This is a genomic window from Burkholderia sp. BCC1972, assembly GCF_905339605.1.
Classification (GTDB): domain Bacteria; phylum Pseudomonadota; class Gammaproteobacteria; order Burkholderiales; family Burkholderiaceae; genus Burkholderia.
In genome coordinates, this window is sequence record NZ_CAJPGH010000015.1 from 21,862 (window position 1) to 43,051 (window position 21,190).

Below are 21,190 nucleotides of genomic sequence, written 5' to 3' on the forward strand. Positions count from 1 at the left end.
CGTCACTTCGACTTTTGCGAGCCGATCTCGCGATCCCACTTCTGGAACGCGGCGACCATCGCCTGCGCGTTGAGCGGCTGCACATGCGGGCGATCGGCGAGCAGCTTCGCGTATTCGGGGCGGCCGAACTTGCGCACGACCTCCTGGCTGTGCGCGGGCGCCATCTCGAGCGTCACGCCCTTCACCGCCGGGCCCGGATAGAAGTAGCCGTCGTCGTAGGTCATCGCCTGTTGCGCCGGTTCGAGCAGGAAGTTCATCAGCTTGAACAGCACGTCGAGCTTTTCCTTCGGCACGCCCTTCGGGATCACCATGTAGTGGGCGTCGTTGACCCACGTCATGTTGTCGAACGCCTGGACTTTGAACTCGGCCGGGACGATGCCGAGCGCGCGCGGGTTGAGGTCCCAGCCCGTGACGGTCACGGTCATGTCGCGCGTGCCTTCGCCGAGCTCCTTCATCACCGCCGACGTGCCGCCCGGGTAGTACGGCACGCAATCGTTCAGCGCCTTCAGGAACGCCCAGGTCTTGTCCCAGCCGTTGATCGGGTCCTGCGGATTCTTGTCGCCGAGCACGTACGGCAGCCCCATCAGGAACGTGCGGCCGGGGCCCGAATTCGCCGGACGCGCATAGATCAGCTTGTTCGGGTGCGCCTTGCACCAGGCGAGCAGCTGATCGGGCGTCTTCGGCGGGTCGCTGACCTTCGCCGGGTTGTATTCGAGCAGCGGGCCGGCCGGCATGTAGGTGACCTCGAGGCCGAAGCCCTGCGCGAGATCCTGCATCTTGCGCGGGCCGGGCGCGTACTTGTCGAGCACGCCGGGTAACGCGGCCGCGTTGTCGGGCAGCAGCTTCTGCCACAGGTTCTGTTCGATGCCGGCGGCCAGCGCGTCGGTGCCGGTCAGCACGAGGTCGATGTCGGAGCGCCCCGCCGCCTGCATCGCCTTGATCTTGCCCGGCAGCTGCGGTGCCGGCGCATTGGTGAACGTGACGTTCGACACGAGGGTCGGGTTCTTGTCCCGGAACGCCTCGATGGCCTTCTGCGTGAGCTGCAGGTTGCCCGCGACGTCGACGATGTTCAGTGACACGGGAGCGGCAACGGCCGCCGCGGCCGACAGCGTGAAACCCAGTGCGAGTGCGATCCGGCGGACACGGCGAGCGATCGTGGTGGTGTTCATGTCTTCTCACTTCGGTCGGTGGATGGGACCTTTCTTTTCAGGAAATCATGACGGCGTTATACGATGTCGGTCAACAAAAAACCACGGCGCGCGGGGCGGGACTTTCCCTGACAAAAACCTTCCGTTTGATGACGATTGGCGTCCTGACCGGCATGGTGGAGCGTCGCGGCGCCGAATGGACCGCGTGTTAGGACGTCATATCTCGATGAGTGACGAGATGGCATCGGTTCGCGTCCGCATCACGGCCGATGGCGACGGGAGGCGCGCCGGAACCCGGCCGGGCCGGCGCGTGGTGGAGCGATATTCAGTCAGGCCGCGCCGAGCGCCGCCACTTCGCCGATCAGCCGTTCGGCGTCATGCCACTCGCCATACCCGGAGGCCGGGTTCAGATGCCCGACCTCGCCGAGATCGACGAGCTTGCTGCCCCACCCTGCCGCGAACGCTTCGGCACGCTCGAAGCGCGCGAGCGGATCGTTGCGGCTCGCGGCGACGATGCTCGGGAACGGGAGCCGCTGCGTCGGCACGGGCGTCCAGCCATGCGCGTCGATCGCGTCGGGCGGCGGATAGCCGGCGGGCATCGGCATGTCGAGGTCGGCCGGTGCTGCCAGCAGCGCGCCGTGGATCGCGCGCGTGGCCTGCCGCGCCCAGTGCACGGTGATCATCACGCCCGCGCTGTGCGCGACGAGAATCACGGGGCCGTCGATCGCGGCGAGCGCCGCATCGAGTGCCGCGACGCGTGCGGCGCGGCTCAGCTTGTCGGCTTCGAGCGGCGCGACGGAACGTGCATTCGGCAGGCGCCGTTCGAGATGCGTCTGCCAGTGGTCGTCGACGTGATCGCGCAAGCCGGGCACGATCAGGATGGTGGGCGTGGTCGCCAGGGTCATGCAGCCTCCGGGAGGGTTCAGGAAAGTCGGGATGCGTGCCGTTCGCGTTCGGCGCGTGCGAGATCGGCCGCGTAGCTTGCGCGTCCGATCGCGAACAGCACGGCGGCCGCGAGCGGCACGACGGGAATCCATTGCAGTGCGCCGACGAGGCCGGCGCGATCGGCGACCCACCCCGTCAGCAGCGGGCCCGGCGCCATGCCGAGCAGGTTGTTCGCGAGCGTGAGCGTCGCGAAGGCCGACGCGTGGATCGCGGCCGGCGTCAGGTTCGCGACCATCGCGCCCGATGCGCCGGACGCGCCCGCGCCGACCAGCATGCCCGCGCAGATCAGCGCGAGCTGCAGCGGCCCCGGCGGCAGCCGGAACGCGACCGCGAGGCAAACGCCGGTGAGCACGCAATAGGCGATCGCGGTCAGCCATTTGCGCGAGCCGTCGGCACGCCCGACGCGGTCGGTGACGATGCCGCAGCCGACCATCCCGACGCCCGCGATCAGCACGAAGCCGGCCGCGAGCACGGCCGCGCGGTCGGGCGCCATCGCGTAGTAGCGGTTCAGGTAGCTCGGCAGCCACGCGAACAGCGCGCCCGGCACGAACAGGTGCAACCCGCTGCCGAGATACGCGCAGATCACCGAGCGCGACGCGAACAGCCCCGACATCAGCGCGCGCACGCTGCCGCGCAGGCCGCGCGGCGCGTCGGCATCGCGCCGGCACGGTTCGATACGGCACGCGGCGAGCCGCCGCTCGGTCACGACGCAGCGATACGCGACGAGCAGCACGATGCCGAGCGCGGCCATCACGCCGAACGACCAGCGCCAGCCGAGATGCGCGCCGACCAGCCCGCCGAGCGCCATCCCGAACACCGAGCCGAACGCGCCGCCGGCCATGAACGCGCCCGTCAGCGTCGCACGCAGCCGGGCCGGAAAGATGCTGAGGATCAGCGCGACGCCGACGCTGCCGTACGCGGCTTCGCCGAGCCCGACGAGGCCGCGCGCGACGAGCATTTCCGCGTAATTGGTCGACAGCGCGCAGCCGAGCGTCGCGACGCTCCACAGCGCGGCCATCAGCACGATGCTGCGCACGCGCCCGAAGCGGTCGGCGAGCACCGACAGCGGAAACGTCAGCAGGCCGACCAGCAGCGCGACGACGCCGGAGAGCGAGCCGAGCTGCGTGTCCGACAGCGCCCACGCGTGCTTGAGCAGCGGAAACACCGCATTGAGCACCTGCCGAGACATGTAGTCCGACAGCAGCAGCCCGACGGTCAGCCCGAACACGAGCCACGCATACGCAGGCGCGCGCCGCTCGGTGGCCGTCAGGTCCTGCAGCGACGGCTCGACGTGATGAATCAACATGCGTGTCTCCTCCGGCACCGGGCGGCCATGCGCCGGCGCGGCTTGCGCGGCGCCGCTCCGTCCGGCGGAGCTTGCCTCGCGCGCCGCGCGAGGATGGGTGCCGCACCACATCGATCGGCGGGCGGCGCTCGCGGGCCGCCCGGCTGCGCGGCGCGTCAGGCCGCGCGCAGCGGCACGCTCAGCTGGCCCGGCCGGCGGTTCGGTGCCATCCCGAGCTGCGCGAGCGTTTCGTCGACGCCGTCGTACTGCACGCCGATCCGGTAGATCGCCTTCGCTTCCTTGCCGGTCGCGATGTCGCGGCCGAGTTCGCGCGCGATCCGCACGCACTGCTCGACCTGCTGCACCGACGTCATCCGGTTGCCCTTCTGGTCGATGAGCGTGTCCTCGATCCCGCAGCGCGGATGCAGGCCCAGCGCCATCGCGACGGTGTTGATCGGCAGCACGTTCTTCATCAGCGATTCGAGCGTGATGCACGCGCCGTCCGGGCAGCGCCGGACGAATTCCATGAAGTTGTACGGATTCGGGCCGTCGAAGCCGCCGCCGATGCCGACCCACGTGACGTTCAGCGGGCCGCGATAGACGCCGCGCCGGATGATCCGTTCGAGCGTTTCGAGCGCATGCATGCCGGTGAGCTGGAAATGCGGCTGGATGCCGGCCGCCTGCAGGCGGCGCAAGTGCTCGTCGACCCAGCCGGGGCCGGCCGGCACCGTCATCTCTCGGTACGCGTCCCACAGCGCGGCTTCGTTCAGCGACGTGCCGGCGATGTCGTTGCGGTTCATCAGCTCGGTGATGTTCATCTGCACGGTGTTGATCGCGACCGTCACCTGGTCGGGCTTCGGCGTCAATTCCGCGAGCATGTGGCGCGTGTCGTCGGACAGCCATTTCGCTTCGGCGCCGTCGCCTTCCGGCGCGAACGAGATCGAGCCGCCGACCTGCAGGATCATGTCGGGTACCGCTTCGCGCAGCCGGCCGAGCAGCTCGTTGAATTTCGACAGCCGCTTGCTGCCCTTGCCGTCGAGCTCGCGCACATGCAGGTGCAGCACGGTCGCGCCTGCGTTGTAGCAGTCGACGGCCTTCTGCACGTGCTCGTCCATCGTCACCGGAATGTCTTCCGGAAAATCGGCCGGCATCCATTCGGGGCCGTACGGCGCGACCGTGATGACCACCTTGTCCTGGTTTTCCGGGTGCAGCGAATCGTCGAGAAATTGCATGTCGTCCTCCAGTGGAAATCGTTGTGTTGCGGGCGTACGGGCGTGCGTATCCCGCCGTGCCGGGCGGCGGGCCCGGCGCGTCGTGTGCAGCGTTGCGGATCGGTTATGGGGCGCTCGTGCTCAGAACGGCACGTCGCCGACGATGCCCGCGCGCTCCATCCGGCGCACGCACGGCGGGTAGTCCATCACCGCGTAATGCTGCGTGCTGCGGTTGTCCCAGATCGCGACGCTGTTTTTCTTCCAGCGCCAGCGCACCTGGTATTCGGGGATAAATGCCTGGCTGATCAGGTAGTGCAGCAACTGGCCGGCGCCAGGATTCGCGTCCTGGCCGACGCGCACGCGGCCGGGCGTGTGGAAGTTCGTGAAATGCGTCGCGAACGCATTCACGTACAGCACCTTCTCGCCGGTTTCGGGATGCGTGCGCACGACCGGATGCTCGGCGTCCGGGTACTGCGCCTTCAGTGCGAGCCGCTTGTCGATCGGCATCGCCGCGCCGAAGCTCGCCTCGATGCTGTGGCGCGCGCGCAAGTCGGCGATCTGCTGTTTCACGTGATCCGGCAGGTTCTCGTACGCGAGCACCATGTTCGCCCACATCGTGTCGCCGCCAACCGGCGGACCCTCGATGCAGCGCAGCACGCAGCCGAACGGCGGCGCCACGCGCCAGCTCGCATCGCTGTGCCACGCATTCTCGTAGCGGTCGTTCGGCTGGTCGGGCGACTTGTAGATCCGCACGAGCCCCGGGTGCTCGGGATCGCTGCCGGCGACCGGATGATCCTCGAGCTCGCCGAAGCGCCGCGCGAACGCGACATGCTCGGCGCGCGTGATGTCCTGGTCACGCAGGAACAGCACGCGATGCCGCAGCAGCTGCGCGCGGATCTCGGCGACCAGGCCGTCGTCGTGCACGGCGTCGGCGAGGCTCACATCCAGCAGTTCCGCGCCGATCGCGCAGGTCAGGGGTTCGACTCGCATGCGCGTCTCCTCAGACGATGAACACCGACGAACCGGTCGTCTTGCGCGATTCGAGATCGCGGTGTGCCTGCGCGGCGTCCTGCAGCGCATAGCGCTGGTTGATCTCGATCCTGATGCGGCCGGCCGCGACGTGCGCGAACAGTTCGCCGGCCAGGTCGTTCTTCTCGGCCGGATCGGCGATGTAGTCGGCCAGCGCCGGGCGCGTCAGGTACAGCGAGCCCTTCATCGCGAGGCGCTGCGGATCGAACGGCGGGATCGGTCCCGACGCGGTGCCGACGCAGACCATCAGCCCGCGCCGCTTCAGCGAATCGAGCGAGCCTTCGAAGGTGTCCTTGCCGACGCTGTCGAACACGACGTCGACGCCCGCGCCGTCCGTCAGTTCGCGCACGCGCTTCGCGACATCCTCGCGGCTGTAGTCGATCGTATGGTCGCAGCCGTGTGCGCGGGCGATCGCGGCCTTGTGCTCGCTCGACACGGTGCCGATCACCGTGAGCCCGAGCAGCTTCGCCCATTGCGACACGATCAGCCCGACGCCGCCGGCGGCCGCATGCAGCAGGATCGCGTCGCCCGGCGCGAACGCATGGATGCGGCGCAGCAGGTAGGCCGACGTGAGCCCGCGCATCGTCATCGCGGCGGCCGTTTCGCACGAGATGCCGGCCGGCAGCCGGACGAGCGGCGCGGCCGGGATCAGCCGTTCGGTGCTGTACGCGCCGAGCGTGTTCAGGAAGCCGGTGTAGGTCACGCGATCGCCGACGGCGACGTTCGTCACGCCCGGGCCGACGGCCTCGACCACGCCGGCCGCCTCGACGCCGATGCCGGCCGGCAGCGGCACCGGATACAGGCCGCTGCGGAAGTACGTGTCGGCGAAATTCAGGCCGACGGCCTCGTGCCGCAGCCGCACCTGGCCGGCGCCGGGATCGCCGACGTCGACTGTCTCCCAGCGCAGCACGTCGGGGCCGCCGGTTTCGTGGAATCGCACTGCATGTGCCATCGTGTTCTCCGTAGGGTGTCACTCCGATGCGCGTCGCGCATCGTCGGGTTCATTCATGCCCGGCGGCGTCGCAGTAGCGCGGTCCGCCAGCGGTTCGTCCAGTTCGTTCCAGTCGGCGTCGCCCAGGTAGCGCCGCGCGGCCGGGAAAATCACGCCTTCGATCCGCCCCATCTGCTCGAACGCGCCGTGCGCATAGCGGGCCAGCGCCGTGTCGAACGCGGCCGACGGCAGCCCGTCTGCGGCGATCCGGGCGAGCTCGCCGAGCGCTTGCGCGTCGCGCTGCCGCTGGCGGTCGAGTTCGTCCAGTTCGGCCGCGACGCACTCCGCGCGGACCCGCAATGCCGCGAAGAGCCGCGCTTCGGTGGCCGTGCCGAAACGCGCGTGCTGCAGCGCGGCGAGCGAGGCCAGTGCACGCCTGGCGTCGATCGCCAGCCGCAGCGGTTCGTTCGCGTCTGTACCGCACGCCATCAGCGCCTGCAGCAGCACGCCGACCATGCGATGCACATCGAGACAACGCGCCATCACGCGCGCTTCGGCGGGCGTCCGGTGCGACGAGCACACCAGTACCGGCACGGCGCTCGTCGCGAGCAGGTGCTGCCGCAGCGCGCGTTTCGCCGCATCGGCATCCGGCGGGAGCGCCGCGACGCCGATCAGGTCGCAGCCGAGCTCGCCAGCCAGCGCGCCGGGCGAGGCGTCATCGCTTGTCGGATCGCCGGCCGCCGGATGGCCGGCCCCCGGATGGCCGGCCCCCGCGATCGCATGAGACAGGCCCTGCGCCCGGGCGGCGGCTTCCACTTTCGCACCGTGTTCCGGCAGCCGCGCTCCGGATAAACGCGAGTCCGGCGCGGTGCCGGACAGCACGAACGTGACCCGCGCGCCGACTGCTCGCGCCAGTTCGAGCGCATGGCCGATCGCGTCGATGCCGCCGGGCACGCCGTCGACCATCACGAGCAGATGGCGGTACATCGCGCCGCGCCGCTTATCCGGCGCTCGGCGCGCTGCGCCGCGCGCCGGTCGATACGATCTTCATGGGTGCCCTCCTCGCGGCGTTCGTCATGCATCGGAACCCATGCTATCGACGCGGCGCCGGTGCGGCCCCACTCGTCGCGGGGGGGATTGACGGGCGAACGCGGTTCGGCCGATCCTTCCCCCCACGCCCACCCCGGACGCTGGCCCGCACGGCATCGCCGGACTCCGACTGCTGCCCCGATGGCCCACCCACCCGATCGCGCCGACGCGCCCCCCACCGAACTGGTCTTGAAGACGACCGCGCCGCGCGTGCCGGCGCAGTTGCTCGCCCGCGCGCGGCTGAGTCTTGCCGCACCGGCGTTCGACGGCCGGCCGGTCACGCTGGTGCAGGCGCCGGCCGGTTACGGCAAGACGTCGCTGCTCGCGCAATGGCGCCGCGAGGCCCTCGCGTTCGGTCGCGCGGTCGTGTGGCTGTCGGCCGACGAGCGCGACGATGCACAGCGGCTGCTGCAGGGGCTCGTGCAGGCGGTGCGCACCGGTTGCGCGCGGCCCGGCTTCGGGCGGCTGGTTCCGGGCGGTGCGGCGCGCGCGCTGGACGGCCTGACCGCGTGGCTCGCCGAAGTCGCGCAATTGTCGATCGACGCACTGCTGATCGTCGACGATGCCGAGCGGCTGCCGGCCGCCGGCCTGGACGCGCTGACCTACGTGCTGCACAACGCGCCGCAGAACCTGCATGTCGTCGTCGCCGCACGACGCGGGCTCGATCACGCGGCCGGCGATCTGCTGGCCGGCGGGCAATGCACGCTCGCGGGCGCCGACTGGCTGCGCTTCACGCTCGACGAGACGATCGCGCTGGTCGGCGCGCGCTTCGCGCAACGGGTGGACGCCGACGCGTGCGCGCGTCTGTTCGAACGCGTCGACGGCTGGCCGCTCGGGCTGCAGCTCGCGATGGCCGCGATGGCGCGCTCGGCCGATCCGCGCCAGGCCGTCGATGCGCTCGCCGCACGCATGGACGGCACGCGCGACCGGCTCGTCGAACTGCTGCTCGCGAACCAGTCGGCGGACGACACCGCGTTCCTGACGCGCACGAGCGTCGCCGATCGCCTGCATCCGTCGCTGTGCGCTGCGCTGCTCGACGATGCGCAGGCGCCCGACCGACTCGCACGCCTCGCGCGCGACACGCCGCTGTTCATCGCATCGGACGAGTCGGACTGGTGCCGGCTGCATCCGCTCGTGCGCGACACGCTGCGCGACCGCCTCGCCACGCGCGCCGACGCCGAGCGCAGCACGCTGCACGCACGCGCGGCGGCATGGCTCGATGCACACGGGATGACCGAGGAAGCCGCGCGCCACGCGTACGCGGCCGGCCAGTTCGAGACGGCGTATGCGCTCGCGCAGCGCTGCCTCGAGGATGCGATCAAGCAGGGCCGCATCAACGACGTGCTGGACTGGCTCGCGCTGCTGCCCGACGCGGAGCTCGACAAGCGCCCGACGCTGCGGATCGCGGTCGCATGGGCGCTGGCGCTCGGCGAGCGTCATGTCGAGGCGCAGCGCCAGATCGCGGGCATCCTCGCGGATAGCCGCACGCCGGCCGCGATGCGCTACGAATGCGCGCTGATCCTCAGCGCGGCTGCGTACTACGCCGACGAGATCGACCGTTTCGTCGAGCTGTTCGAGCCGTGGGCCGACTTCGCGCCGCCGGCGGCGACGTGGCTCGCGCAGATGCACGCGAACCGGCTGTCGGCGCGCGCGATCATCGTCGGCGAACCGGCGCAGGCGCGCCGCTTCCAGCAGGCCGCGCCGCGCGGCGAAACGGCGGCCGGGTTCGGCTATGTCGCGCGCTGGGGCGAGCTGATCACGGGCCTGAGCTATCTGCGCGAAGGCCAGATCCGGCTCGCGGACGACGTGCTGTCGCCGGCGCTGGCGCGCGCGGAGGCCGATCTCGGGCGCCGCCATCCGCTGACCTGCATGCTCGCGGCGATGTGCGCGGCCATCGCGTACGAGGCCGACCGCGTCGACCAGGCCGCCGCGCTGCTGGCGAACCGGCTCGACGTGCTCGAGCATGCGGGCACGCCCGATACCGTGCTGCTCGGCTATCTCACGGCCGCACGCATCGCGTTGCTGCGCGGTGTCGAACATCGCGCGATCGACCTGCTCGAAGCGCTCGACGCGATGGGTGTCGCGCGCCGGCTGCCGCGCCTGTCGGTCGCGAGCCTCGCCGAACAGGTGCGCATTCACGCGGCGCGCTATCGCGAGGCGACCTGCCATGCGCTCGTCGAGCGGATCGACGCGATCGCCGCGACGGAATTTCCGTTGCACGGGCCGCTGTGGCGGCGCCCCGTCGTGCTGCTGCAGGCGACCGCGCACGCGGGTGCGGCGCTGGCCGCGCGACGCTGGGACGATGCGAGCGCGGCGCTCGACGAAGCAGCCGTGCTCGCGCGTGAAATGAACATGGGGCGCGAGCGCATCGAGATCATGGCGCTCAGCGCGTTCGCGCTCGAACAGTCGGGACGCGGCGGCCGCGCGCTGCTCGACGAGGCGATGAATCTCGCCGACATGTTCGGGCTGACGCGCACGCTTGCCGACGCGCATCCGGCCGTCGCCGACTGGGCGCGTCGCGTCGGCGACGAAGCGGCTGCCGGCGACGGCCCCGCACGGCACGCGCTGCCGCAGCCGCGCATCGTGCCGCCCGCGCCGCGCGGCGCGGCGAGCCCGCGCGCGGTGCCGAGCGTCGTGCTGACGCCGAAGGAGCGCGCGATCCTCGAACTGCTCGCACGCAACCTGTCGAACAAGGAGATCGCGGTTGCCCTCGCCGTCGGCGAGGAAACCGTGAAATGGCACTTGAAGAACCTGTTCGGCAAGCTCGACGCGAGCTCGCGCAAGCACGCCGTGCGCCGCGCGCTGGTGCTGGGGCTGCTCGAAAGCGCACCCTGACGCCCGTCCGGGCCGGCTGCCCGTGGCGGCCCGGCTGTCCGTCCCTCCCTTCCGATTCTCCGTAACCCTGCCCCCCGCGCATGGGGGGGAGCGGCCGTGCGCCGTTGCGTAATCTTTGCGCACGGCCCGCACCGGCGTCGCCTGTCGCGCCGGCCCGCCCGCCCCGATGCTTCCCCGCTTCGCCCGGACGGGCTCGATCCCGTCCGGTTCAATACGACCCTGGAGACTTCATGAAGACGAAACTGGCCGCGCTCGCGGCGCTTGCCGGCTGTTCTGCATTCGCGCACGCGCAATCCTCCGTCACGCTTTATGGCGTGATCGACTCGGGCCTGCTGTACCAGAGCACGTCGGCCGCGTCGTTCAGCCCGAGCGCGCCGAATACCGGCAAGGTGTTCCGCATGAAGGACGGCGGCATCTATTCGAGCTTCTGGGGCATCAAGGGCAGCGAGGACATCGGCGGCGGCTTCAAGATCAACTTCAAGTTGCAGGGTTCGTTCGACAGCGGCACCGGCAGGATGCAGCTGAGCGACACGCCGGGCGCCGTCGCGATCTTCAACCAGGTCGCGTCGCTCGGCGTGTCGGGCCCGTTCGGCACGTTCACCGCCGGCCGCCAGATCGTGCCGATGATCTACGCGATGGCCGACACCGACGTGCGCAACGCGCAGTTCTTCGGCAGCGTGCTGATCGCGTGGCTCGGCCTGAACACGGCGGCCGGCTGGTCGGGGACGAGCACCAACGCTGCGATCGGCGCGCTGTACGACAGCAATGCGCTCGTCTACCAGTCGCCGACGTTCGCAGGCGCGTCGATCGCGCTCGAATACGCGCCCGGTGGCGTGGCCGGGAAGTTCCAGGGCGGCACGCGCGAATCCGTCGTGCTCAGGTATGCGAACTACGGGCTGAACGCATCGGCCGTCTACTACAACGGCCACGACACGAGCCCGGCGCCGGGCGTCGCGCCGACCGGCGTCGACAACAACCGCTTCGTCTACGTCGGCGCGAAATACACGATCCGCGACTTTTCGGTGTCGGCGTCGTACGGCAACGGCAGGAATCCGTCGCATGCGGACAAGGTGAACCTCGACATGCTGTCGGCGGGCGTCGGCTATCGGTTCACGCCCGCGTTGCAGGTCACGTCGGCCGTGTACTACCTGAAGGACCGCAACCGCTCGGAGAACCGTTCGACGGCCGTCGTGCTCACGGCCGACTACAGCCTGTCGAAGCGGTCGATGGTCTATGCGCAGGTCGGCCGCGTGAACAACCGCGGCACGATGAACCAGATGCTCGTGTACGGGCAGCCGGTCGCGCCCGGCGTCGGCACGACGGCCGCGATGATCGGGCTGCGGCACAACTTCTGACGGCTGCGCGCGGGGCGGCGGCGGCCGACGCCTGCATCGATTCCGGGGATCGGCTACAGTGGGCGTTTTCGGCGCGCTCCGGCCCGCCGCCGCGCCGCGGATCGCGCGCGAGCGCGGCGGCTCGGACGGAGCGCGGATCCTCCACTTCGACGAGCGAACCTTCATGCCCGACCTGTCCGCCTTCCCGATCACGCACAAGTGGCCGGCCCAGCATCCCGACCGTCTCCAGCTCTACTCGCTGCCGACGCCGAACGGCGTCAAGGTGTCGATCATGCTCGAGGAAACCGGCCTGCCGTACGAGCCGCACCTCGTGCGCTTCGACACGAACGACCAGCTGTCACCCGAATTCCTGTCGCTGAACCCGAACAACAAGATCCCGGCGATCATCGACCCGAACGGCCCCGACGGCAAGCTGCTGCCGCTGTTCGAATCGGGCGCGATCCTGATCTATCTCGCGGACAAGACCGGCCAGTTGATCCCGAAGGATCTCGCGGGCCGCTACGAGACGATCCAGTGGGTGATGTTCCAGATGGGCGGCATCGGGCCGATGTTCGGCCAGGTCGGGTTCTTCCACAAGTTCGCGGGCCGCGACTTCGAGGACAAGCGTCCGCGCGACCGCTACGTCGACGAGTCGAAGCGCCTGCTCGGCGTGCTCGACGCGCATCTCGCGAACCGCCAGTGGGTGATGGGCGATACCTACACGATCGCCGACATCGCGATCTTCCCGTGGGTGCGCAACCTCGTCGGCTTCTACGAAGCGGGCGACCTGGTCGGTTTCAGCGAATTCCGGAACGTCAAGCGGGTGCTCGACGCGTTTGTTGCGCGTCCGGCTGTTGCTCGCGGGCTTAATATTCCGGCGCGGGGTTGACGCGCGCGGCCGTACGGGGCCGCTGTGTGCGGCCCGCTGTCCGCTCAGGCCCGCCGCATTGCGCGGCGGGTATTTTTTGGTTCATCGCAAATTTCCGGGGAGGAATGTCGGTGTTCGGCCACAAACGGACACTCGACAGGCGGGGCTAGATTGCTGACAATTTCGTCGATTGCAACACGTCTAGGGCGACACCTTTCATACCCCCAAACAACACCTTGCCCCAAGGCAGCTATCCTATCTGTTCCGACCCGCCTATGAAACTCGATATGGAAACGTGGTTGATTGACGAAGGAAACCGTGTCATTCAGAAAGAATCACTTGAGGGTTTCAACAGCCTGACGCTGATCGAACGCGTCGTCTACAGCATGTGGGTCGTTGACTACGCCGTTCGAAACTCCGGCACTCTCGAACCAATGAGGGAGTTGTACCCTGAGGCCCTGCATGAACTCGGAGCCTTTGCTGTCCCGAATAATGCAGCAAATCTCCTCGCGTTATTGCACTTGTCGTCGAAGGAGGAACGGTTCTGTGCCGAATACTACGAGAGGTTTGATCGCGCCTGCGGCGACATAAGAAACCACTATAACCAATGCGCCTGAGTCGATCGTTTATCGGCTCAGATCGGCCACGAGCGGCGTTTATAACTCCGCCCGTCTCCCTCCGTAGCTCCGCACAAGACTAACGATGAGTCGTCCGCTAAACGAAATTCTCTTGGAAATCGACCAGTTTAAGCCTAACCCCGCAGGCGACTGGCGCAAGTTAGACACGCTCTTATCGGAGCTTTGGCAGGGAGATGTATCGATCGCTTGTTTGCCGGTCCTGTTTCGCATTTTTGAACGATTTCCCGAGGATGATGGTGCTGGAGTCTTCTGGAGCATCGTGCACGGGCTTGAGTCGACTGATCTAAATTACGAGAGGCCATTGCGCGAATCGTTGTTGCGACAACCTTCAGAGCTCGGCCAGATCATGCTTCGCAGGCTCGAAAAGTAGAAGGCAGCCCTGCTGTAGGTATAAAGCTGTATGTTTTGAACGGCCGTTCCCAGCAACTTCGAGCGTCTCTTGAAGGTCGGCAAGCGACGTCCACGAAAATTAACGAAGAATTTTTCTGCCCGCCGCGCACGCTTCCATCACGCATTCTTCAACGCGACGTCCCTTCCTCCCCTTCCGGCGCCCCACCTTCCAGCCCCGCCAGCAACTTCCCCAGCAGTTCCGACAACTGCACCTGTTCTGCCGCCGACAACACAGCCAGCAACGCGCGCTGATTGTTGATATGCGCGACAACTGCTTCGTCGATCAGCGCTCGCCCTGCATCCGTCAGCGCGACGAGCGTGCCGCGTCCGTCGGCCGGGTTCGGCCGGCGCTCGACCCAGCCGGCCTTCTGCAGTCGGTCGATGCGCGCGGTCATCCCGCCCGACGACATCATCAACGCGTCGTACAGCGCGGTCGGCGTCAGCGCGAACGGCGCCCCGCTGCGCCTCAGCGTCGCGAGCACATCGAATTCGCCCGGCTGCATCCCGTAGCGCGCAAACAGCGGATTGAGACGGTCGCGAGCGATCACGAGCGCGGCTTCCTGCAGCCGCCCCATCACCACCATCGACGTTGCGTCGAGATCCGGACGTTCCGCGCGCCATTGCGCGAGCGCGTGCGCGGCTCGATCCATTAACCCTCCTCGGCTCACCAGTTATCTTGACGTCGAGATAAATCAGCATTTATCTTGATGTCGAGATACTTTACCTGAAAACGTGCGGCGCCCCGTCGGCGACCGCGCATCGATATCGAGGGCCTTGCATGAATCGCTTCACTTCCCCCGGATGGCGGCTTGCCGCCATCGTGCTCGTCGGGCTGAACCTGCGGCCCGCGCTCGCCGCGGTCGGCCCGCTGCTCGACATGATCCAGCGCACGACCGGCATCGGCGACGGTGCGGCCAGCCTGCTGACGACGATCCCGATCCTGCTGATGGGGCTCGGCGCGCTGAGCGCACGGCGCCTGCAGCGCGTGACCGGCATCGCGGGCGGCGTCTGGCTCGGTGTCGCGCTGATCGGGCTGGCCTGCGTGTCACGCATCGGCGCGCAGCACGCGTGGCTGCTGCTCGCGAGCGCCTGCTGCGCGGGCGTCGGGATCGCGATGGTGCAGGCGCTGCTGCCCGGCTTCGTGAAGGCGCATTTCGCGACGCGCATCGGCGGCGCGATGGGCGTCTATTCGACGTCGATCATGGGTGGCGCGGTGCTCGCGAGCGTCGTCGCGCCGTTCGCGGCAGCACGCTGGGGCTGGCTCGCCGCGCTCGCGGGCTGGGCGGTGCCGGCGGCGGTTGCCGCGCTGGCCTGGCCGCTGGCCAGCCGCGGCGGCGACGGGTTCGCGGCCGGGCCGGCCTCGACGTCGCAGGCGCGGCCGTCGCGTTCGCCGCGCGCGTGGCGGCTCGCGCTGTTCTTCGGCATCGCGACGGGCGCCTACACGCTCGTGCTCGCGTGGCTGCCGCCGTACTACATGCGGCTCGGCTGGTCGCCGACGGCGGCCGGCAGCCTGCTCGGCGGCGTGACGCTCGCGGAAGTCGTCGCGGGGCTGACGATCTCGGCGACGATCGACCGCCTGCCCGATCGCCGGCCCGCGCTGCATGCGGCGATCGCGTCGCTGTTCGTCGGATTGCTGGTGATGCTGGCTGCGCCCGACGCGCTCGCGCTGCCGGCTGCACTGCTGCTCGGCGCGGGGATCGGTGCGCTGTTTCCGCTGTCGCTGATCGTTACCGTCGATCATGCGGCGACGCCGGCCGATGCCGCATCGCTGACGGGGTTCGTGCAGGGTATCGGTTATCTGATCGCCGGGTTGTTCCCGTTCGCGGCAGGCATCGTGCGCCAGCATCTCGCCGATTTGACGCCCGCGTGGATCGCGATGGCGTGCCTGTGTGTCGTGCTGTTCGCGCTGGCGGCCGGGTTTGCGCCGCGGCTGGCGCGGCAGGTGGCGCGCGCCTAGGGCTCCCGCGTCAGCCGCCCGCGTCCCGTTCCGCGGCGAACCGCCGGTAAGCCCGCTCCGACGGACAGCGCCGCAAGTCGCACGCATCCTCGTCGCACTGCCGGCACACGCGGATCGCATTGTGCATGTCGTCGGCCAAGGTGCCGACCAGTTGCTCGCAGATCGGCATCAGTTGCGCGCATTGCTCGGGCGTCAGCGTGCGCGTGACATCCGCGATCGCCGATCCGCGTGCGGCCAGGATCTGCTGTACCGCAGCGTGCCCGGCCTCGGTCAGCGTCAGCACGACCGTCCGCTTGTCCTCGCCGGGCTCGCGCTCGACGAGCCCCTCCTGCGCCATCCGCTCGGCGAGCCGCACGGCCGACGAATGCACGAGCATCAATTGCCGCGCCAGCGAGTCGATCGTCAGCGCATGGGCCTGCGACAACAGCACGAGCGCATCCGCGCTCGACCCGTGCAGCCCGGTTTCGCGGGCGATCGCGTCCTCTACCCGGTCGTTCAGCGCAAGCGCGAGCGCGCCCAGCAGATTGTTCAGCCGTTGCCTTTTCACGGATGTGCTCCTAGTATATGTGTGCGTCACGCATATAATTTAAATCATCGTTTCGACGATGTCAGCCGCACGTCCGCATTCTACGTGCCGATGCGATCTGCCCCGTGGAGTCCATGCATGAACGACAGCGCGCGCAAGACCGGATGCCTGATCATGGCGACGCTGTGCTGGGGCGTCGCGATTCCGTTCAGCAAGATGGCGCTGCCTGCACTGTCGCCCGCGTGGCTGATCGTGCTGCAGGTCGCCGCCAGCGTCGCGGTGCTCGCGTGTCTCGCCGCGGCACAACGTGTCAGCCTGGCCGGCCTTGGCTTTGCTCCGGCGCAGGTTGCCATCGTCGCGCTAATCGGCATGCTCGAACCGTGCGGGGCGTACTACCTCGGGTTCGTCGGCATGCAATCGACGTCCGCGCTGCATACGGCAGTGATCTTTGCGCTCGAGCCGCTCGGTATCCTCGCATTCAACATCGTGCTGTTCCGGTTCCGGATCGACCGGCGGTTGCTGGTCGCCGGTGTCGTCGCGTTGATGGGCGTGGTCGTCATCACGCTCGGCGATGCATCGGCGGACGGCCGTGCATCGCTGCGCGGCGACGCGTTCGTATTCGCCGGCGTGATGGTGGCCGCGCTGTACGTGTCGCTGTCGACGCAGGCCGTGACGATCCCTTCCGCGACGGCGATGCTGCTGATCCAGCAGGTTGGTTCGTTGGTGCTCGCGCTCGTACTGCTGGGCGTCGACGCGGACGGCAGCCATGGGCTGCACCGCCTGCCGCCATGGTCGGCCGTGTGGCCCGCGCTCGCGATCGGCGTGCTGCAGTTCACGCTCGCGTTCCTGTTCTATTTTCACGGCGCACGCGACAACCCGTCGTACTGGAGCGTGGTCGTGCTCAACCTGATTCCCGTCGTCGGTATCGCCGCTTCGATCCTGATCCTCGGCGAATCGGCATCGCCGGTCTATTTCGTCGGCGGCGCGATCACGATCGGCGCGGCGCTCTACACACACTTGCGCGAACGGCACGCCGCGCCCGGGCCGGCGCGCGCGTGATCAGCCGGCGCTCGCGTACAGCGTCGAATCCGCGAACCCTTCGGCGTCGAGCACGCGTCCGATCAGGATCAGCGCGGTGCGCTCGATCTGCGTGCCCTGCACCTTGCCGGCGATGTCCGCGAGCGTACCCGTCACGCGCTCCTCGTCCGGCCAGCTTGCGCGATAGATCACCGCGACCGGGCAGTCCGCGCCGTAATGCGGCAGCACCTCGTCGACGATGCGCGCGAGATGGCGCACGCCGAGATGGATCGCGAGCGTCGCGCGGTGCGCGGCGAGCGAGCCGAGTGTTTCGCCTTCCGGCATCGTCGTCTTGCCCGCGAAGCGCGTGAGGATCACCGTCTGCGCGACGCCGGGCAGCGTCAGCTCGACGCCGAGCGTCGCCGCGCACGCAGCCGTGGCCGTCACGCCCGGCACGATTTCGTAGGGAATCCCGAGTGCCTTCAGCCGGCGGATCTGCTCGCCGATCGCACCGTACAGCGACGGGTCGCCCGAATGCACGCGTGCGACGTCCTGCCCTTTCGCATGCGCGGCCGCGAGCAGCGCGACGATCGCGTCGAGGTCGAGCTCGGCCGTATTGACGACCTGCTCCGCGCGATGACCGTCGAGCACGGCCGCCGGCACCAGCGAGCCCGCATACAGGATCACCGGGCACGTGCGCACGAGGCGCTGGCCCTTCACCGTGATCAGCTCCGGGTCGCCGGGGCCCGCGCCGATGAAATACACCGTCATCGAAAATTCTCCGTCAATTCTTTGGATGATCCGCCGCGCCGCGTCATGCGCGCGCGGCCGGATCGAGTGCGTCGAGCAGTGCCGCGACCGAGTCGAACGCGCGGTCGGCATCGGGCAGCGGCGGCCGCCGCAGCATCACGACCGGCAGCCTGCGTTCGCGTGCGACATCGAGCTTGGCCTCGGTGGCCGCGCCGCCGCTGTTCTTGCTGACGACGACGTCGATGCCCGTCAGCGCGAACAGCGCACGCTCGCTGTCGAGCGTGAACGGCCCGCGCGTGGCGATGATCTGCGCCTGCGCGTTGCCGGGGTGCGCGTCGAGGCAGCGCACGAGCCAGAACTGGTGCGGCGGGATCGTGTCGAGGTGCGCGAGCGGTGCGCGGCCGAGCGTGAACAGCGGCCGCCTGAACGGCGCCAGCGCGGCTTCGATGCCGGCCCAGTCGGCGACCATCCGCCAGTCGTCGCCCGGTTGCGGCGTCCAGGGCGCGCGGCGCAGCGCCCAGAGCGGCACGCCCGCGTCGCGGGTCGCGGCAGCGGCGTTCGCGCTGATTTGCGCGGCATACGGATGCGTTGCGTCGATCACGAGGCCGATGCCGGCATCGCGCAGATAGGCGGCCAGCCCGGCGGCGCCGCCGAAGCCGCCGACGCGCACGTCGCAGCGCAGGTCGTCGGGCACCTTGCCGAGTCCGGCCAGGCTGTACACGTGATGCGGGCCGAGCGCGCGTGCAATCTTCAGCGCATCGCCGGTGCCGCCGAGCAGCAGGATGCGCGCGCTCATCGCGCTTCCCCGACGAAGCGGCCCTGGCGGTCGATCGCGAACATTTCGACGGCGACCGACGGCGGCACGATGTCGCGTGCGACGCGCAGCGCCTGCGCGCAGACGAGATCGCCGAGCGGCACGCCGTCGGCCCGTGCCAGCTTCAGCGCTTCCTGGCTCGTGTTCGCGGCGCGCATCGCGGCCTGCAGCGCATCGCTCGCGCCGGCTTCGGCCGCCCATTGCGCGAGCAGCGGCAGGTCGATGCTCGAATGGCGGCTGTGCAGGTCGAGGTGGCCGGCCGCGAGCTTGCTGAGCTTGCCGAAGCCGCCGCACATCGACAGCCGCGCGACCGGTGCGCGCCGCAGGTGCTTGAGTACCGCGCCCGCGAAATCGCCCATCTCGATCAGCGCCATGTCGGGCAGGTGGTAGTGCGCGCGCATCGCGTCCTCGCTTGCGTTGCCCGTGCACGCGGCGATATGCGCGATGCCGTTTGCGCGGGCGACATCGATACCCTGGTGGATCGACGCGATATAGGCCGAACACGAGAACGGCCGCACGATGCCGGTCGTGCCGAGGATCGACAGCCCGCCGACGATCCCCAGGCGCGGGTTCATCGTCTTCAGCGCGAGCGCCTCGCCGCCTTCGACGCCGATCGTCACGTCGAAGCCGCCTGCGTAGCCTTGTTCGGCCGCCAGCGCTTCCAGGTGCGTCGTCATCATCTGGCGCGGCACCGGATTGATCGCCGGTTCGCCGACCGGCAGCGTCAGCCCCGCGCGCGTGACCGTGCCGACGCCGGGCCCCGCGTGAAAACGCACGCCCGGCGCGGCTGCGAGCGCGACGCGCGCGACGATCAGCGCACCGTGCGTGACGTCCGGATCGTCGCCGGCGTCCTTGATCGTGCCGGCTTCGGCGCCGTCGGCCGTGGTCCGGCAGAACGCGAGCCGCATCATCACGCGCTGCCCTTTCGGCAGCACGATCTCGACCGCGTCGTCCGCGTGGCCCGCGAGCAGCAGCCGGGCCGCCGCGAGCGACGTCGCGGTCGCGCAGCTGCCGGTCGTATAGCCGAACCGTAGCGGCGCGGGCTGTTCGGGGGTTTCGTCGCGCATCACGCGTCCGTGGCGTTTGCCGGGTTCGCCGGGCTCAGTGACCCGGCCGCGTCGATCGCATCGGCCATCTCGGCCGCGTCGGGCTTGCGCACGTCGTACAGCGTGACGGGCAGCGGCTGGCGCCACGTGTCGAAGCGGCCGAGCGGTTCGGCATGCGCGAGCGACACGCGCGTGAGCGTGCCGCCGTGCGCGTCGCGCCACGCGGCGAGCGCCAGCTCGCCCTGCAGCGTGACCGCGTTCGCGACCAGCCGGCCGCCGGGTTTCAGCGACGCCCAGCACGCGTCGAGCACGCCGGGCGCCGTTGCTCCGCCGCCGATGAAGATCGCGTCGGGCGTGGCAAGCCCGGCAAGCGCATCGGGCGCACGACCCGCGACGAGCTGCAGGCCCGGCACGCCGAGCGCGTCGCGGTTGTGCTCGATGAAGCGCTGCCGTTCCGCATGCGCTTCGATCGCGATCGCCTGGCAGGACGGATGCGCGCGCATCCATTCGATGCCGATCGAGCCGCTGCCCGCGCCGACGTCCCACAGCAGCTCGCCGGGCGCGGGCGCGAGGCGGCCGAGCGTCATCGCGCGCAGGTCGCGCTTGGTGAGCTGGCCGTCGTGACGATAGGCGTCGTCGGGCAGGCCGGGCGTGAGTGCGCGACGCGGCGCGTCGGGGCCGGCCTGGCAGTCGAGCGCGATCAGGTTGAGCGCGGCCGTTTCGGCGACGGTCCAGTCCTGCGCGAGGCCGTCGAGACGCCGCTCGAGCGGGCCGCCCAGATGTTCGAACACGCTGAGGCGCGTCGGCCCGAAACCGCGCGCGGCGAGTTCGGCCGCGACGGCGGCCGGCGTGCGGCCGTCGGCGCTCAGCACGAACAGGCGCCGGCCCGGCAGCAGATGCCGCGCGAGCGTCGCGAGCGGACGGCCGACGAGCGAGACCGCGCCGACGTCCTGCAGCGTCCAGCCGAGGCGCGCGGCCGCGAGCGACAGCGACGATGGCGCGGGCAGCGCGCGCCATTCGTCGGGGGAAAGCTGGCGCGCGAGCGTCGCGCCGACGCCGAACAGCATCGGGTCGCCGCTCGCGAGCACGCACACGGGCGACGGGCGCCGCGCGAGCACGCCCGCCAGGTCGAACGGCGACGGCCACGCTTCGCGCGCGGCCGGCAGCCGCGCGGGCAGCATGTCGAGATGCCGCTTCGCGCCGACCACGAGCGTCGCGTCGAGCAGCGCGCGCCGTGCGCTGCGGCCGAGCCCCGCGTAACCGTCGTCGCCGATGCCCACTACCGTCAGCCACGCCGTCATGCACTCTTCCCCATCGTTCGATTCCATCGTGTCGCCGCCCGGCCGCGAAAGCGCCGGCGCCGCCGTCCGCATTGCA

21 protein-coding genes are annotated in these 21,190 nt (G+C 69.6%); 8 read left to right on the forward strand and 13 right to left on the reverse strand.

The features are described from left to right. Nucleotides 1-2: 2 nt before the first annotated feature. On the reverse strand, nt 3-1,169 hold the full coding sequence (locus tag U5798_RS21275; protein ID WP_124451751.1) for an ABC transporter substrate-binding protein: 1,167 nt from the start codon (nt 1,167-1,169) through the stop codon (nt 3-5). Nucleotides 1,170-1,216: 47 nt separating this feature from the next. Here U5798_RS21275 and U5798_RS21280 point away from each other — a divergent pair, with 47 nt between their 5' ends. Beyond that, nucleotides 1,217-1,360, forward strand: a complete 144-nt coding sequence (locus U5798_RS21280) for a hypothetical protein (RefSeq protein ID WP_185658165.1) — start codon at nt 1,217-1,219, stop codon at nt 1,358-1,360. 117 nt (nt 1,361-1,477) lie between these two features. Here U5798_RS21280 and U5798_RS21285 read toward each other — a convergent pair whose 3' ends face one another. The 6 genes from U5798_RS21285 to U5798_RS21310 form a co-directional block, all read right to left on the reverse strand. After that, the gene (locus U5798_RS21285; protein ID WP_322083098.1) at nt 1,478-2,053 is read right to left on the reverse strand and encodes an RBBP9/YdeN family alpha/beta hydrolase; all 576 of its coding nucleotides are present in this window, start codon (nt 2,051-2,053) and stop codon (nt 1,478-1,480) included. Between the two features lie 17 nt (nt 2,054-2,070). Then, nucleotides 2,071-3,399 carry an MFS transporter gene (locus U5798_RS21290; protein WP_322083099.1) on the reverse strand — a complete coding sequence of 443 codons (1,329 nt, stop codon included), beginning with the start codon at nt 3,397-3,399 and terminating at the stop codon, nt 2,071-2,073. A gap of 155 nt (nt 3,400-3,554) precedes the next feature. Further along, nucleotides 3,555-4,610: a 3-keto-5-aminohexanoate cleavage protein gene (locus U5798_RS21295; protein WP_124451745.1), complete on the reverse strand. Its 1,056-nt coding sequence runs from the start codon at nt 4,608-4,610 to the stop codon at nt 3,555-3,557. Between the two features lie 120 nt (nt 4,611-4,730). Further along, on the reverse strand, nt 4,731-5,579 hold the full coding sequence (locus U5798_RS21300) for a TauD/TfdA dioxygenase family protein (RefSeq protein WP_322083100.1): 849 nt from the start codon (nt 5,577-5,579) through the stop codon (nt 4,731-4,733). A gap of 10 nt (nt 5,580-5,589) precedes the next feature. Then, on the reverse strand, nt 5,590-6,570 hold the full coding sequence (locus U5798_RS21305; protein WP_124451741.1) for a quinone oxidoreductase family protein: 981 nt from the start codon (nt 6,568-6,570) through the stop codon (nt 5,590-5,592). Between the two features lie 18 nt (nt 6,571-6,588). Next, nucleotides 6,589-7,536, reverse strand: a complete 948-nt coding sequence (locus tag U5798_RS21310) for a universal stress protein (protein WP_322083101.1) — start codon at nt 7,534-7,536, stop codon at nt 6,589-6,591. Between the two features lie 243 nt (nt 7,537-7,779). On the opposite strand from U5798_RS21310, the gene U5798_RS21315 reads away from it, so the two are divergent. From U5798_RS21315 to U5798_RS21335, 5 genes are all read left to right on the forward strand, one after another. Further along, a complete protein-coding gene (locus tag U5798_RS21315; RefSeq protein WP_322083102.1) occupies nt 7,780-10,473 on the forward strand; it encodes a LuxR C-terminal-related transcriptional regulator in 2,694 nt (897 codons plus the stop codon). 230 nt (nt 10,474-10,703) lie between these two features. Next, the gene (locus U5798_RS21320; RefSeq protein WP_322083103.1) at nt 10,704-11,828 is read left to right on the forward strand and encodes a porin; all 1,125 of its coding nucleotides are present in this window, start codon (nt 10,704-10,706) and stop codon (nt 11,826-11,828) included. Nucleotides 11,829-11,991: 163 nt separating this feature from the next. After that, entirely contained in the window at nt 11,992-12,696 is a 705-nt protein-coding gene (locus tag U5798_RS21325; protein ID WP_322083104.1) for a glutathione S-transferase N-terminal domain-containing protein, read from the forward strand. A gap of 254 nt (nt 12,697-12,950) precedes the next feature. Next, a complete protein-coding gene (locus U5798_RS21330; RefSeq protein WP_059814393.1) occupies nt 12,951-13,292 on the forward strand; it encodes a hypothetical protein in 342 nt (113 codons plus the stop codon). Between the two features lie 112 nt (nt 13,293-13,404). Beyond that, nucleotides 13,405-13,683, forward strand: a complete 279-nt coding sequence (locus U5798_RS21335) for a hypothetical protein (protein WP_322083105.1) — start codon at nt 13,405-13,407, stop codon at nt 13,681-13,683. A gap of 148 nt (nt 13,684-13,831) precedes the next feature. Here the strand turns inward: U5798_RS21335 and U5798_RS21340 are convergent, their stop codons facing one another. Next, a complete protein-coding gene (locus U5798_RS21340; RefSeq protein ID WP_124451726.1) occupies nt 13,832-14,353 on the reverse strand; it encodes a MarR family winged helix-turn-helix transcriptional regulator in 522 nt (173 codons plus the stop codon). Between the two features lie 128 nt (nt 14,354-14,481). Between U5798_RS21340 and U5798_RS21345 the strand changes: the two genes are divergently transcribed. After that, entirely contained in the window at nt 14,482-15,660 is a 1,179-nt protein-coding gene (locus U5798_RS21345; RefSeq protein WP_124451724.1) for an MFS transporter, read from the forward strand. Between the two features lie 10 nt (nt 15,661-15,670). Here the strand turns inward: U5798_RS21345 and U5798_RS21350 are convergent, their stop codons facing one another. Next, the gene (locus tag U5798_RS21350) at nt 15,671-16,207 is read right to left on the reverse strand and encodes a MarR family winged helix-turn-helix transcriptional regulator (protein ID WP_185658164.1); all 537 of its coding nucleotides are present in this window, start codon (nt 16,205-16,207) and stop codon (nt 15,671-15,673) included. A gap of 117 nt (nt 16,208-16,324) precedes the next feature. Here U5798_RS21350 and U5798_RS21355 point away from each other — a divergent pair, with 117 nt between their 5' ends. Then, nucleotides 16,325-17,245, forward strand: coding sequence for a DMT family transporter (locus tag U5798_RS21355; protein WP_185658163.1), 921 nt, complete (start codon nt 16,325-16,327; stop codon nt 17,243-17,245). Here U5798_RS21355 and cobM read toward each other — a convergent pair whose 3' ends face one another. Genes cobM through cbiE form a run of 4 tightly spaced genes read right to left on the reverse strand, consistent with a single transcriptional unit; the run spans nt 17,246 to nt 21,114 of the window. Further along, nucleotides 17,246-17,974 carry a precorrin-4 C(11)-methyltransferase gene (gene cobM / locus U5798_RS21360; RefSeq protein WP_322083106.1) on the reverse strand — a complete coding sequence of 243 codons (729 nt, stop codon included), beginning with the start codon at nt 17,972-17,974 and terminating at the stop codon, nt 17,246-17,248. A 43-nt stretch (nt 17,975-18,017) separates the two neighbouring features. Beyond that, nucleotides 18,018-18,749, reverse strand: coding sequence for a cobalt-precorrin-6A reductase (locus tag U5798_RS21365; RefSeq protein ID WP_322083107.1), 732 nt, complete (start codon nt 18,747-18,749; stop codon nt 18,018-18,020). Then, complete coding sequence (locus U5798_RS21370; RefSeq protein ID WP_322083108.1) at nt 18,746-19,834, reverse strand: cobalt-precorrin-5B (C(1))-methyltransferase; 1,089 nt, start codon at nt 19,832-19,834, stop codon at nt 18,746-18,748. Before U5798_RS21370 ends, U5798_RS21365 begins: the two co-directional genes overlap by 4 nt. Continuing rightward, nucleotides 19,834-21,114, reverse strand: coding sequence for a precorrin-6y C5,15-methyltransferase (decarboxylating) subunit CbiE (gene cbiE / locus U5798_RS21375; RefSeq protein WP_322083188.1), 1,281 nt, complete (start codon nt 21,112-21,114; stop codon nt 19,834-19,836). Before cbiE ends, U5798_RS21370 begins: the two co-directional genes overlap by 1 nt. Nucleotides 21,115-21,190 lie beyond the last annotated feature (76 nt).